General features: G+C 73.8%; 13 protein-coding genes and 1 riboswitch. Of the genes, 7 read left to right on the forward strand and 6 right to left on the reverse strand.

Annotated features, from left to right (window positions below; genetic code table 11):
* Positions 1-163 precede the first annotated feature (163 nt).
* The 4 genes from ACFW47_RS00705 (at position 164) to ACFW47_RS00720 (ending at position 5,669) form a co-directional block, all read left to right on the forward strand.
* The gene (locus ACFW47_RS00705; RefSeq protein WP_386304208.1) at positions 164-952 is read left to right on the forward strand and encodes an ATP-binding cassette domain-containing protein; all 789 of its coding nucleotides are present in this window, start codon (positions 164-166) and stop codon (positions 950-952) included.
* The gene (locus ACFW47_RS00710) at positions 924-3,008 is read left to right on the forward strand and encodes a YhgE/Pip family protein (protein ID WP_386282744.1); all 2,085 of its coding nucleotides are present in this window, start codon (positions 924-926) and stop codon (positions 3,006-3,008) included. The genes ACFW47_RS00705 and ACFW47_RS00710 overlap by 29 nt, the downstream gene beginning before the upstream one ends.
* A 55-nt stretch (positions 3,009-3,063) precedes the next feature.
* Positions 3,064-3,693 carry a TetR/AcrR family transcriptional regulator gene (locus tag ACFW47_RS00715; protein WP_217252820.1) on the forward strand — a complete coding sequence of 210 codons (630 nt, stop codon included), beginning with the start codon at positions 3,064-3,066 and terminating at the stop codon, positions 3,691-3,693.
* A 467-nt stretch (positions 3,694-4,160) separates the two neighbouring features.
* Positions 4,161-5,669, forward strand: a complete 1,509-nt coding sequence (locus ACFW47_RS00720) for a phytoene desaturase family protein (RefSeq protein WP_386282747.1) — start codon at positions 4,161-4,163, stop codon at positions 5,667-5,669.
* A 37-nt stretch (positions 5,670-5,706) separates the two neighbouring features.
* Here ACFW47_RS00720 and ACFW47_RS00725 read toward each other — a convergent pair whose 3' ends face one another.
* From ACFW47_RS00725 to ACFW47_RS00750, 6 genes are all read right to left on the reverse strand, one after another.
* On the reverse strand, positions 5,707-6,693 hold the full coding sequence (locus tag ACFW47_RS00725; RefSeq protein WP_386304211.1) for a hypothetical protein: 987 nt from the start codon (positions 6,691-6,693) through the stop codon (positions 5,707-5,709).
* A gap of 56 nt (positions 6,694-6,749) precedes the next feature.
* Positions 6,750-7,673 carry a methylenetetrahydrofolate reductase [NAD(P)H] gene (metF, locus tag ACFW47_RS00730; RefSeq protein ID WP_386282751.1) on the reverse strand — a complete coding sequence of 308 codons (924 nt, stop codon included), beginning with the start codon at positions 7,671-7,673 and terminating at the stop codon, positions 6,750-6,752.
* A 111-nt stretch (positions 7,674-7,784) separates the two neighbouring features.
* A complete protein-coding gene (gene thiE / locus ACFW47_RS00735) occupies positions 7,785-8,441 on the reverse strand; it encodes a thiamine phosphate synthase (protein ID WP_386282754.1) in 657 nt (218 codons plus the stop codon).
* A 171-nt stretch (positions 8,442-8,612) separates the two neighbouring features.
* Complete coding sequence (locus ACFW47_RS00740; protein WP_073722049.1) at positions 8,613-8,978, reverse strand: Rv2175c family DNA-binding protein; 366 nt, start codon at positions 8,976-8,978, stop codon at positions 8,613-8,615.
* Positions 8,979-9,019: 41 nt separating this feature from the next.
* Complete coding sequence (locus tag ACFW47_RS00745) at positions 9,020-10,279, reverse strand: NAD(P)/FAD-dependent oxidoreductase (RefSeq protein WP_386304212.1); 1,260 nt, start codon at positions 10,277-10,279, stop codon at positions 9,020-9,022.
* A 32-nt stretch (positions 10,280-10,311) separates the two neighbouring features.
* Positions 10,312-10,662, reverse strand: coding sequence for a hypothetical protein (locus ACFW47_RS00750; protein WP_386282759.1), 351 nt, complete (start codon positions 10,660-10,662; stop codon positions 10,312-10,314).
* Between the two features lie 51 nt (positions 10,663-10,713).
* A riboswitch (TPP riboswitch) is annotated at positions 10,714-10,825 on the forward strand.
* Here ACFW47_RS00750 and thiO point away from each other — a divergent pair.
* The 3 genes from thiO (at position 10,823) to ACFW47_RS00765 (ending at position 13,028) form a co-directional block, all read left to right on the forward strand.
* Positions 10,823-12,031 (forward strand): glycine oxidase ThiO, encoded by a 1,209-nt coding sequence (gene thiO, locus ACFW47_RS00755; RefSeq protein ID WP_386304215.1) that lies wholly within the window; start codon positions 10,823-10,825, stop codon positions 12,029-12,031. (Overlaps the previous riboswitch by 3 nt.)
* Positions 12,028-12,228: a sulfur carrier protein ThiS gene (gene thiS, locus ACFW47_RS00760; RefSeq protein ID WP_386282763.1), complete on the forward strand. Its 201-nt coding sequence runs from the start codon at positions 12,028-12,030 to the stop codon at positions 12,226-12,228. Before thiO ends, thiS begins: the two co-directional genes overlap by 4 nt.
* A 2-nt stretch (positions 12,229-12,230) precedes the next feature.
* The gene (locus tag ACFW47_RS00765; RefSeq protein ID WP_386282765.1) at positions 12,231-13,028 is read left to right on the forward strand and encodes a thiazole synthase; all 798 of its coding nucleotides are present in this window, start codon (positions 12,231-12,233) and stop codon (positions 13,026-13,028) included.
* Positions 13,029-13,127 lie beyond the last annotated feature (99 nt).

Here is a 13,127-nt window from a genome sequence, read left to right on the forward strand (position 1 = left end):
GTCGTCTCCGTGACGGCACGCTCTGTAACGAGATGCCGTATGTGCCCATCGTGAGGTATGCCACTGACAATCCGTTCTGACCTGCCCTTTTGCCTCGATCGCAGGTTCGGGTTAGTTTTTGCACTGACCAGTCAGTTCGAAAGCAGCTCAGGGGTGAGGCGGCGTGGAAGGTCCGCACGGGCTCGCGGTGGAGGCCCGCGACTTCGGGCTGAGGGGACCACGCGGCTGGGTGTTCCGCGGCGTCCGCGTCGACGCGGGGCCCGGCTCGCTGATCGCGGTGGAGGGGCCGTCGGGGTCGGGCCGCACCTGCCTGCTGCTCGCGCTCACCGGACGGATGAGGCCGACCGACGGCACGGCGGTCGTGGGCGGACTGCGGCTGCCCCGGCAGATGTCAGCCCTGCGCCGGACCAGCGCCCTCGCGCACGTACCGGGTGTCACCGACCTGGAGCCGGCCCTGACCGTCGCCGAGCACCTGCGCGAGCGGGCGCTGCTGCAGCGCCGCTTCGGCGACTCGGTGCGCGCCCTGCTGCGCCCGCGCGCGGAGCGGGCGGCGAAGGCGCGGGACCTGACCGATGCCGCCCTGGCGGCGGCAGGTCTCGACCTGGAGACGCTGCCCAAGGGATCGCGTACCGCCGTACGGGACCTGGAGCGCACGGAGGCACTGCGGCTGTCGATCGCCCTCGCGTTGATCGGCCGCCCCCGGCTGCTCGGTGTCGACGACACCGATCTCAAGCTGTCGGCCGCCGAACGGGGCGAGGTCTGGTCCCTGCTGGCGTCGATCGCCGCGTCGGGCACGACGGTCGTGGCGGTGTGCAGCGAGGCACCCGCGGACGCGGTGACCGTCTCCACCGGCCTGGACACCGAGACGGACGGCCCCGGGACGGACGACGCCGCCGCCGACGACGCGACGAAGGAGGACGCCGATGCGCTCGCCGAAGCTGGCCGCGCTTGAGCTCAGGCGCTTCGGGCGCGGACGGCTGCCGCGGGCCGCCCTGGTGGCGCTGCTGTTGCTGCCCCTGCTCTACGGCGCCCTGTACCTGTGGTCGTTCTGGGACCCGTACGGCCGTCTGGACCGCATCCCCGTGGCGCTGGTCAACGACGACCGGGGAGCCACCGCGGACGGCCGCAGGCTCACGGCGGGCGACGACATCACCGCGGGGCTGCGCGAGAGCGAGGTCTTCGACTGGCACGAGGTGAGCGCCGCCGAGGCCCGGCACGGCGTCGAGGACGGCACCTACTACCTGTCGCTCACCATGCCCGCGGACTTCAGCCGCCGCATCGCCTCCAGCGCGGGCGACTCGCCTCAGGCCGGCGCCCTCCAGGTGCGTACGAACGACGCCAACAACTACATCGTCGGGCAGATCTCGCGGACCGTCTTCGCCGAGGTGCGCGAGGCGGCGTCCAGCAAGGCGTCGCGGTCGTTCCTCGACCGGATCTTCATCTCCTTCTCCGACATCCACGGGGAGACGGTGAAGGCGGCCAAGGGCGCGGACGAGCTCAAGGGCGGCATCGGCAAGGCGGAGAAGGGCACCCAGGACCTCGCCGACGGGCTCAAGGACGCCGAGGACGGCAGTGGCGACCTGTCCAAGGGCCTGAAGAAGCTGGACACCAAGGCGGGCGACCTGGAGAAGGGCGCCCAGCAGGTCGCGGACGGCACCGAGAAGCTCGCGGCGAAGGTCAACGGCGCGGCCGGCCGGGTGGGCCCCTTCCTGGAGGACAACGAGAAGAGCATCGGCGAGACCGCCCGGTTCGTCGCCGACTCCTCCGGCGCGCTCCGCGAGAACCTGGACGCCCTGGTCGAGCAGGCCCCCGCCGCCGCGAAGGACGCCCGCGCGGAGTCCGACACACTGGCCGAGGTGTACCGGACGCGCTGCGAGGACCCGGCGCTGCCCGACGCCGCCTGCCCCGACCTCGAGAAGGCCAGGGACGCGGCGGCCACCGTGGCGACGGTCGCCGAAGACGTCAGCGGCCTGGTCACCGACCGCGAGGAGGAGCTGAAGAAGCTCGACGGGAACCTGTCCGCCCTGGAGAAGCAGGCCCAGGCCCTCGCCGAGCGCGCCCCGAACCTCTCCGAGGACCTCGACGACGCCGTCAAGAAGGTCAACGACCTCAACACGGGCGCCGGGAAGGTCGCCGACGGCGCCGAGGGGCTCCACAAGGGCATCGGCAAGGCCAAGACCGGCGCGAAGGACCTGGACGAGGGCGTCGGCAAGCTCCGCACCGGTGCCGACGACCTGAACGGCGGCATGTTCAAGCTGGCCGACGGCTCCGAGAAGCTCGCCGGAGGGCTGCACGACGGGGCCGGGCGGATCCCCGACTACGACGAGAAGGAGCGCGACGAGCGCACCGGGGTGATGGCGGACCCGGTCCGGCTGGCCTCCGAGTCCCTGCACCAGGCACCCAACTACGGCACCGGTTTCGCCCCGTACTTCATCCCGCTCTCCCTGTGGGTGGGCGCCATGGTGGCGTACATGCTGATCCCGCCGATGAACCGGCGCGCGCTCGCCGCGGGGGCGTCGGCCTGGCGGATCGCCCTGGCGGGCTGGCTGCCGGTGGCGGCGCTCGGGGTGCTGCAGACGGCGGCCCTCATGGCGGTGCTGCACTGGGCGGTGGGCCTGGAAATGGCCCGGACGGCCGGGACGGTGGGCTTCCTCTTCCTGGTGACGGCGTGCTTCGCGGCGATCGTGCAGTGGCTGAACGCGCGCTTCGGGGCGGCGGGCCGCATCCTGGTGCTCGCGCTGCTGATGCTCCAGCTGACGTCCGCGGGCGGCACGTACCCCGTGCAGACCAGTCCGGGCTTCTTCAACGCGCTGCACCCCTTCCTGCCGATGAGCCACGTCGTCGAGGCCCTCAGGAGGCTCATCACGGGCGGCGGTCTGGAACCGGTGTGGCACGCGTGCGTGGTGCTCGCCGCGTTCACCGCGGCGGCCCTCGCGCTGACCGCCCTGTCGGCCCGCCGCCGTCAGGTGTGGACCATCGACCGGCTGCACCCGGAGCTGACCCTGTGACCCCGGCGGACCCTGCGGTGACGTACCGGGGGCGGGTGCTGTGACAATCGGGACCATGGAAAGCAGCAGCGCCACCTCGCACGGCAGCGGCCGCCGCGAGGCCACCCGGCAGAAGCTCTACGAGGCGGCCGTCACCCTCATCGCCGAGCAGGGCTTCTCCGCCACCACCGTGGACGAGATCGCCGAACGCGCCGGGGTCGCGAAGGGCACGGTGTACTACAACTTCGCCAGCAAGTCCGTCCTCTTCGAGGAGCTGCTGCGGCACGGTGTCGGTCTGCTGACCGCATCGCTGCGGGAGGCGGCCGAGCAGGCGGCGCGCGAGGGACGGGGCCGGGTCGACGCCCTGGACGCCATGATCCGCGCGGGGCTCGTCTTCATCGACCGCTACCCGGCCTTCACCCAGCTGTACGTGGCCGAGCTGTGGCGCACCAACCGGGCCTGGCAGTCCACCCTGCTGGTGGTCCGCCAGGAGGCCGTAGCGGTGGTGGAGGGCGTGCTGCGCGACGGCGTGGCGGGCGGGGAGTTCAGCGACGAGATCGACGTGCCGCTGACCGCCGCCGCCCTGGTCGGCATGGTCCTGGTGGCCGCGCTGGACTGGAAGTCGTTCCAGCCGGAGCGCTCTCTGGACGACGTGCACTCGGCCCTGTCCCGGCTGCTCCAGGGGCGGGTGAGCGGCCGCCCCTGAGGCGCCGCGCACGAAGAGCGCCGGTCCGTGGTGGCCGCGTCCCCCGCGGGCCGCCGTCGGACCGGCGCCTTCTCGTACTCCCCCGTACGTCCCCCCGTAGGAACCCCCGTTCTCGGTCGTTCCCCCGGGCTCCCCCCGTGCCTCGCTCCCGCCGACCGCGGCCGGCGGAAGGAGCGGATCGCGGGCCCGGCTCCGTTCCGGCACCCCGTGTCGCCGGTGCCGGAGCCGTGCCCCTCTCCGTGCCTCCACTCTCTCGTTCACACAGGTCGGCCCCCATCCGCGCGCGTACTCATCTGATGGAGTAGGTACACCTACTCAGGCGTGCGCACCCCGGCTCACCACGGTGGCCGGCCGACCGGTCACGCGCGCGCCCGTCGCGGTACTCAGCTCCGGCCCGGCGCCCGTCGCCGCCGCGGGCCGCCGACCCTCGGGCGGGATTGTCGGTGGCGGCGGATAAAGTCGCCGGCATGGCACGGATTGCGGTGATCGGCGCCGGGACGGGCGCGATGGCGGCCGCCGCCCGGCTGGCCGTCGCGGGCCACCGGGTGGCGGTGTACGAGCGGACGGCGACGTACGGCGGTGCCCTGCGCCGCTTCGAGCGGGACGGGTTCTCCTTCGACACCGGCCCCGGTCTGCTGCCGCTGCCCGCGGTCTGGCGCGATCTGTTCGTCAAGACCGGCAAGGAGCCGCTGGAGTCCTGCGTCGAGCTGGTCCAGGTCGACCCCTCCGCACGCCACGTGTTCGCGGACGGCACGGACGTCTCGCTGCCGAACGCCTCGCGGGCCGGTGTCCTCGCGGCCCTGGACGCCGCGCTCGGCCCGGACGCCGGGCGGCGCTGGGGCGACTTCCTGGTGCGGGCCCGGGAGACCTGGGACCGCACGCGCCGCCCGCTCCTGGAGGAGCCGCTCTGGCCGAACTGGGAGGTGCTGGCCGAGCGCGAGCCCTACCCCGCGGTCCCGCACAAGCGGCTGCTGCGCACCCGCCGGGCCGGCACGCTCGCCGAGGTGGGCGCCTGGGAGCTGCGGGACACGCGGCTCACCGCCCTGCTGGAGAGCCACGCCCTCGCCCACGGCCTGGACCCCAGGACCGCCCCGGCCAACACCGCGGTGCTGCCGTACATGGAGTACGCGTTCGGCATGTGGTACGTGCGCGGTGGCGGTCTGCGGGAGCTGGCGCGGGCGGTGTACGAGCGGTGTCTGGCCCGCCGGGTCGAGTTCCACTTCGGCGCCGAGGTCACCAAAGTCGTCGAGAAGGACGGCCGGGTGGCGGGCGTGGAGCTGGCCGAAGGCGGCGTGGCGGAGGCGGAGTTCGTGGTCGCCGGGGTGGCGCCCGGGGTGCTGGACGGCCTGTGCGGGGGTTCGTCGGCGCGGGGCGACGGGGAGGTGCCGGCGCAGCGCGGCGGGGCGAGCCGGCTGACGGTGCTGCTGGCGCTGCGGGGTGGCCGTCCGGAGGGGACGGCGCACCGGACGGTGGTGCACGCGCCCGACCGGGAGGCCGAGTTGGAGGCACTGTTCGGCAGCACGCCCGGTATGGCCGCGCGGCCGACGGTCACGGTCCTGCGGCCCGACGATCCGGCGCTGGTGCCGGGCCCGGACCACGAGGCGGTCACCGTGACCTCGGTGGTGCCCGCGGGCGGTGGGGCGGACGTCGGCGAGCACCAGGAGCACGCCGAGCGCCTGGTCCGGGCCGCCGAGCGTGCGATACCCGACCTGCGCGACCGTCTCCTGTGGCACGAGGTACGCACCCCGGCCGACGTGGCGGCGGCCACCGGCGTGGCGGACGGCGCGGTGCCGGCGCCGGCCCTGGCGGGAGCCGGCGGGCGCCTGCTGCACCCGGCGAACAGCACGCGCACCGAGGGGCTGTTCACGGTCGGCGGCTGGTCGCATCCCGGCGGCGGCCTGCCGCACGCGGGCATGTCGGGCGCGCTGGTCGCCGGACTCGTCGTGGAGGGACCGGAGTTCCGGGGCTCCCAGTGAGCGGCCGGCGCCCGGTCACCGGGCGCCGGGGGCGCCGTCAGAAGCGGTACTGCTCGTCGTAGCCCTGGCTCTGACCCTGGCCCTGCGGCCGGCCGTCGCCCTGGTACGGGTAGGTCTGCTCCGGCGGGAGTTCACCGCCGTAGGGGTCGTCGGTGCTGCGCTGCTGCGGCACCCAGACCCCGCCGGCCGGGGTCTCGCCGCCGTAGCCGCCGGTCGTGCCGGTCACGTACGGGTCCTGCCCGTAGCCCTGCTGGCCGTACTGCTGCCCGCCCGACGTGTCGTAGCCGCCGGTGTCGTACGACGCCCCGCCGTAGGTGTGGGTGCCGATGTACGGGTCGGAGTAGGCGGCGTACTGCTGCTGGCCGCCGGTGTCGTACCCGTACCCCTGCTGGGCGTTGCCCGAGTAGTCGTAGGCGTAGGACGGGTCGGCGCCGTGCGCGGCGGCGGCCGGGGTCTGCTGGTCGTGTCCGTATCCGGTGTCGCCGTACACGCCGTAGGAACCGGTGTCGTCCGGCATGGGCAGCGGCTCGTAGACGGCCGTGGTCTCCGCCGCGCTCGGGTCGGCGGGGCGGACGGGGGTGAAGACGTCGTCGCGGTCGTAGTCGTCGCCGCCGTACGAGGGGTCGCCGTCGCCCTGCGCGTGGCCGTCGTAGGCGCCGCGGTCGCCGTGGGCGTCGTGGTCGGAACCGGCCGCCTCGAGGCCGGAGACCTCCAGCGTCGGCTCCTGGCGGCCGCGTTCGGGACGGGCCCGCCTGCCTACCAGGCTCGCCGGGGCGTTGACCGCCCAGCCGGCCTCGAAGCCGCGTCGGAAGGACAGGGTCACGTAGGTCTGGCCGACCGCGAAGGCGGCGGCGCCGAGACCGATGACGATCACGTTGGACAGCAGCACACCGGCGACGACGCCGACGAAGCCGCCGAAGGCGAGCAGCCGCCAGCGCAGCCGCGCCTTGTACTGCAGCAGCACCTCACCGAGCAGCCACAGCGCGACGATGCCGAACGCGATGTAGAGGACCGTCCAGCCCATGTACGCCCCTCTCCCAGTGGCCGCAACGCAGTGTGTCGTAAGTATGTGCGGCCGGTCTAGGCCCGCGGTGGGTGGTGCAGGCCCAGGTTCTCGTAGATTTCCAGCGTCGCCGTGGAGTTGTTGAGCGTGATGAAGTGCAGTCCGGGGACACCCTCGGCCAGCAGCCGCGCGCAGAACTCCGTGGCGAAGTCGATCCCGATCGAGCGTACAGCCGCCGGATCGTCCTTGGCCGCGAGGATGCGCTCTTTCAGCTCGGCCGGGATGGAGGCGTTGCTGAGCCTTGGCAACCTCTCCAGCATCTTCACACTGGTCACCGGCATGATCTCCGGGATGACCGGGGTGTCGCAGCCGGCCGCGCCGACGCGGTCGCGCAGGCGCAGGTACGACTCGGGCTGGAAGAACATCTGGGTGATCGCGTAGTCGGCGCCGGCCCGGCACTTGTCGACGAAGTGCGCCACGTCCTTGTCCCAGTCGGCGGAGCGCGGGTGCATCTCCGGGAAGGCCGCGACGCCGACGCAGAAGTCGCCGGACTCCTTGATGAGTTCGACGAGTTCGGCGGCGTAGGTCAGGCCCTCGGGGTGCGGGACCCACTCGCCCATCGGGTCGCCGGGCGGGTCGCCGCGCACGGCCAGCATGTTGCGGATCCCGGCGTCGGCGTACTGGCCGATGATGTTGCGCAGCTCCGCGATGGAGTGGTTGACCGCGGTGAGGTGGGCGACGGGGGTCAGTGTGGTGTCGGCGACGATCTGCTGGGTCTCCTTCACCGTGCCCGCGCGCGTGGAACCTCCGGCGCCGTAGGTGACGGAGACGAAGTCCGGGGCGACCGCCTCGACCCGCCTCAGCGCGCTCCACAGGTTCTTCTCGCCCTTCGGCGTCTTCGGCGCCGAGAACTCGAACGAGTACGTCGTCTTGCCGGTGGCGAGGATGTCGCGCACGGTGCGTGCGCGGTCAGTCCTGGTGGATGCGGTTCCGAGGGCCATACGGGCAGGTTAGCCAGGGGGTGGCGGTCACCCAACCGGATGCGGGATATTTGTCCGCATTGTCGAGTTGTTGTCCACCCCTTGGACACATGCCGGCGGCACCCGCCGCGCCTACGCCTGCCGCAGCCGCTTCGCGAACTCGGCCGCCGCCGCGCCCGGGTCGTCCGCCGCGGTGATCGCCCGGACGACGACGACGCGGCGGGCACCGGCCTCCAGCACCTCGTCGAGATTGCCGAGGTCGATGCCGCCGATGGCGAACCAGGGGCGGCCGGTGCCCAGGGACGCGGTGTACCGGACCAGGTCGAGGCCGGGTGCGTGGCGGCCGGGCTTGGTGGGGGTGGGCCAGCACGGGCCGGTGCAGAAGTAGTCCACGCCGTCCTGGGCGGCCGCGGCGGCGGCCTCGGACTCGGCGTGGGTGGAGCGGCCGACGAGCACGTCGTCGCCGAGGATCGCGCGGGCGGCGGGCACCGGGAGGTCACCCTGACCGAGGTGCAGTACGTCGGCGCGGGCGGCGTGGGCGACGTCCGCCCGGTCGTTGACCGCGAGCAGCTTGCCGTGGCGGGCGCAGGCGTCGGCGAGGACCTTCAGGTGGTCCAGCTCCTCGGCCGCCTCCATGCCCTTGTCGCGCAGCTGCACGATGTCGACGCCGCCGGCCAGCACCGCGTCGAGGAACTCGGGCAGGTCGCCCTGGTCGCGGCGGGCGTCCGTGCACAGGTAGAGCCGGGCGTCGGCGAGCCGGGCGCGTGCGGTCGCGGCGGTGTCGGGCATGCGGGTGTCCCCCCAGGTGTGCGGTGTGCGGCCCGCGGTGGGCCGCACACCTCGGCTAACGGGCTGCGGCCCCTGCGACTCCCGGACGGGGCTCCGCAGGGTACGCCGCCCAAGGTACGACGCGGCGGTGGTGCCGCCACGAGGCGGACCCCCGCCGCCCGGGGGATCGGATCAGACGGCGAGCGCCTGGGCGCGGCGCTTCACCTCCGTGCCGCGGTTCTCGCTCAGCGCCTGCGCGGGGGTGCCGGGCAGGGACTCGTCGGGCGTGAAGAGCCACTCCAGCATCTCCTCGGCCGTGAAGCCGTCGTCCCGCAGCAGCGTCAGGGTGCCGACCAGGCCCTTGACGACCTTGTCCCCGTCGATGAAGGCCGCCGGGATGTGCAGTGCGCGGTTCTCGCCGCGGCGTACGGCGATGAGCTGGCCTTCCTTGATCAGCTGGCGCACGCGGGTCACCTCGACGCCGAGCATCTCGGCGATGTCGGGAACGGTGAGCCAGGCAGGCACGAGAGCATCGATCTTTGCGTCAATCTCGGTCACGCCTCAAGCCTGCCATCTGGCACTGACAGTCGGAAACCGGACTACGCCGTGGCCGCCTTCAGCGGCTTCGCCGGGTCGGCCAGCAGCCGCGGGTCCATCGCCGTGCCCGCCTGGATCAGCCTCCTGCCCTGCGCCAGGTCCCGGGGGCGGCCCACCGCCAGCAGGGCGGCCAGGCGGCTCCCCCGCAGCCAGCAGACCGTCCAGGCGGCAGACGCCGGGTCGCCGCGCCACAGGATCGTGTCGGCGGCCGTGTGGTGACCGGCGTACTGCACGAAGCGGCCGAACTGCTCGGACCAGAAGTACGGCACCGGATCGTAGGCCTCGGGGGCCTCGCCGCCGGGGGCGCCGGCGATGTCGGCGGCGACCGTGCGCGGGCCCTGGAGGGCGTTGTCCCAGTGGTGCACCAGCAGCCGCTCCCCGTAGCGGCCGGAGGGGAAGGACGCGCAGTCGCCGACCGCGTACACGTCCGTGGCGGACGTGCGCAGGCGGTCGTCGGCCAGGACCTCGCCGTGCGCGCCGAGGGCGATCTGGGAGCCGGCCAGCCAGGCGGTGGCGGGCCGGGCGCCGATGCCGACGACGACCGCGTCGGCGGGCAGTCGCGAACCGTCGTCCAGGACCACCACGTGACCGGGCTGCCCGGGGCCTTCGCCTTGCTCGACGCGCTCCACGCGTGCGTGCGTGCGCAGGACGGCGCCGGCTTCCGCGTACCACTGCGTCATCGGGGCGGCGACCTCGGCGGGCAGTGCGCCGGTCAGCGGCCGGTCGGCGGCCTCCACCACGGTCACCGCGCAGCCGGCCTCGCGCGCGGCGGTGGCGAACTCCGCGCCGATCCAGCCCGCGCCGACGACCACGATGTCGTGCTGCCGTGCGAGCACCGGGCGCAGCCGTTCGGCGTCGTCCAGGGTGCGCAGCAGGTGCACCCCGGACACGCCCTCGGCGCCGGGCAGCCGCAACGGTTCCGCGCCGGTCGCCAGCACCAGGCAGTCGTACGGCACGGGCCCCTCGGACGTGTCGAGGACGTGCTCGGCGGGGCGGACGCCCAAGGCCTCGCAGCCGAGCCGCAGGGTGATGCCGAGGGCCTCGAAGTCGACGTCGAAGGCGGAGCCCTCGGCGGTCCCGAGCAGGACGGCCTTGGACAGCGGGGGGCGGTCGTAGGGCTGGTGCGGCTCGGCGCCGATCAGCGTGACGGGACCGGTGAAGCCCCGCTCGCGCAGGGCGACCGCGGTCTGCACCCCCGCCATGCCCGCGCCCACGACGACCACGCGGCGCTCCGGGGTCCGCTCCTGCGTCTGCTCGCTCACCTGATCACCTTAGACACCCCGCGCACCGCGGGTCAGTGCTCGTGCGCGGTGAGCTGCTCCACAACGCTCGTCCCGCTGCCCCGCTGCGACTCCCACTCCCAGGTCTCGTCCAGCCGCACCCGCCCGTCCGGCAGCTCCACGACGGTCGACACGCAGTGCCCCGACGACGTGCTGCCGTCGGTCTTGAGCTGCACGTACCGGAAGTCCAGGCGGTCGCCCTCCCGGGTGCCCACCAGGTGGCCGCGCAGGACGTCACCGCCCGCGTACTCGGCCCACACGGCGCCGTCCCGCTCGTGGTAGGTGAAGCGGGTGCGCGTGCCCACCTGACCGGGCGCCTGGTCGGCGACGGGGGCGAGGACGAGACCGTCGAGTGAACGGGCCACGGGCGAGGCTCCCTTACGAGTGCGATGTGCTGCGGGCTAGGGTGGCCAACGTAAGGCACTCGCGGGAGCCCGGACGCACCGGGCTGAGAGGGAGGCTGGCGGCCTCCGACCGTACGAACCTGATCCGGGTCATGCCGGCGAAGGGAGGGGCTGGACGCCCATGTCGTCACCACCGCACACGTCGTCCCGTACACCCGACGTCCTCGTCGTCGGGGGCGGCATCATCGGCCTGGTCACGGCGTGGCGGGCCGCGCAGCGCGGACTCGCCACGGCACTGGTGGACCCGGAACCGGGCGGTGGCGCCGCCCAGGTGGCGGCCGGGATGCTGGCCGCCGTCACGGAACTGCACTACGGCGAGCAGACGCTGCTCGCGCTGAATCTCGCCTCGGCCCGCCGCTACCCGGAGTTCGCCGCCGAGCTGGCGGACGTCACGGGACACGACCTCGGTTACCGCCGCTGCGGCACCCTCGCCGTGGCGCTGGACGCCGACGACCGCGTCCACCTGCGGGAACTGCACGCGCTCCAGCAGCGTTCGGGGCTGGAGTCCGAGTGGCTGCCGGGGCGTGAGTGCCGGCGCCTGGAGCCGATGCTCGCGCCGGGCGTGCGCGGCGGACTCCGGGTGGACGGCGACCACCAGATCGACCCGCGGCGCCTGGCCGCCGCACTGGTCGCCGCCTGCGACCGCGCGGGCGTCGTCCTCCACCGGGTGTGGGCCGACCGGCTCACCGTCGGGCACGGCGGCGAGCGGACCACGGGGATCGTCACCGCCGACGGCACCGTGCTGGAGGCCGGGCAGGTGGTGCTGGCGGGCGGCAGCCTGAGCGGACGGCTTGCGGGCGTGCCCCAGGACGTACTGCCGCCGGTGCGGCCGGTGAAGGGGCAGGTGCTGCGGCTGACGATGCCGCGGGCGCACGGGCCGCTGCTGAGCCGCACGGTGCGCGCCGTGGTACGCGGCAACGCCGTCTACCTGGTGCCCCGCGAGAGCGGCGAGCTGGTCGTCGGCGCCACCAGCGAGGAGCTGGGCTGGGACACGACGGTCACCGCGGGCGGCGTCTACGAGCTGCTGCGCGACGCCCACGAGCTGGTCCCCGGCATCACCGAGCTGCCCCTGACGGAGACCCGGGCGGGTCTGCGTCCCGGCTCCCCGGACAACGCGCCGCTGCTCGGCCCGACCGGTCTGGACGGCCTGCTGCTGGCCACCGGTCACTACCGCAACGGCGTCCTGCTCACCCCGGTCACCGGCGACGTCATGGCGCACGCCCTGACCACCGGCGAGCTGCCGGAAGAGGCCCGGCCCTTCACCCCCCGGCGCTTCGCCGACGCCCCCGCGCTCCCCGCACTCCCGCAACTTACGGAGCAGTCCGCATGAACATCTCCGTCAACGGCGAGCCGCGCGAGGTGGCTCCCGGCACGGCCCTGGACGCCCTGGTGCTCACGCTCACCACGGCGCCGTCCGGAGTGGCCGCCGCCCTTAACGAGACCGTCGTCCCGCGCGCGCGGTGGGCCGCCACCGCGCTGTCCGACGGCGACCGCGTCGAAGTCCTCACCGCCGTCCAAGGAGGCTGACCATGGCCGACGATCCCTTCGTCCTCGGCGGTACGTCCTACGGGTCCCGCCTGATCATGGGTACGGGCGGGGCGCCCAGCCTCGACGTCCTGGAGCGGGCGCTGGTGGCGTCCGGTACGGAACTGACGACCGTCGCGATGCGGCGTGTGAACGCCTCGGTGCACGGGTCGGTGCTGTCGGTGCTGGAGAAGCTCGGCATCCGGGTGCTGCCGAACACAGCCGGCTGCTTCACCGCCGGGGAGGCCGTGCTCACCGCGCGGCTCGCGCGCGAAGCGCTCGGCACCGACCTCGTGAAACTGGAGGTCATCGCCGACGAACGCACCCTGCTGCCGGACCCGATCGAGTTGCTGGACGCGGCGGAGACGCTGGTCGACGACGGGTTCACGGTGCTGCCGTACACCAACGACGACCCGGTCCTCGCGCGGAAGCTGGAGGACGTCGGGTGCGCCGCGATCATGCCGCTCGGGTCGCCGATCGGGTCGGGGCTGGGCATCCGCAACCCGCACAACTTCGAGTTGATCGTGGAGCACGCGCGCGTGCCGGTGATCCTGGACGCGGGGGCCGGCACGGCGTCGGACGTGGCGCTGGCGATGGAGCTGGGGTGTGCGGGGGTGATGCTGGCGTCGGCGGTGACGCGGGCGCAGGAACCGGTACTGATGGCGGAGGGGATGCGGTTCGCCGTGGAGGCGGGGCGCTGCGCGCGGCGGGCGGGGCGGATCCCGCGGCGGCGGTTCGCCGAGGCGTCGTCTCCCGCGGAGGGCCTCGCGGTGCTTGATCCGGAGCGGCCCGCTTTCCGGTAGCCCCGCCGTCCTGCCGCCCGGTCTTCGCCGTGCGTGCGTGGGAAGCGTCACAGGTGCGCTGCAGTACCGGGGCCGATCGACGACGGCGGCGTCGGGTGT

The organism is Streptomyces sp. NPDC058796 (assembly GCF_042745235.1).
Classification (GTDB): Bacteria; Actinomycetota; Actinomycetes; order Streptomycetales; family Streptomycetaceae; genus Streptomyces.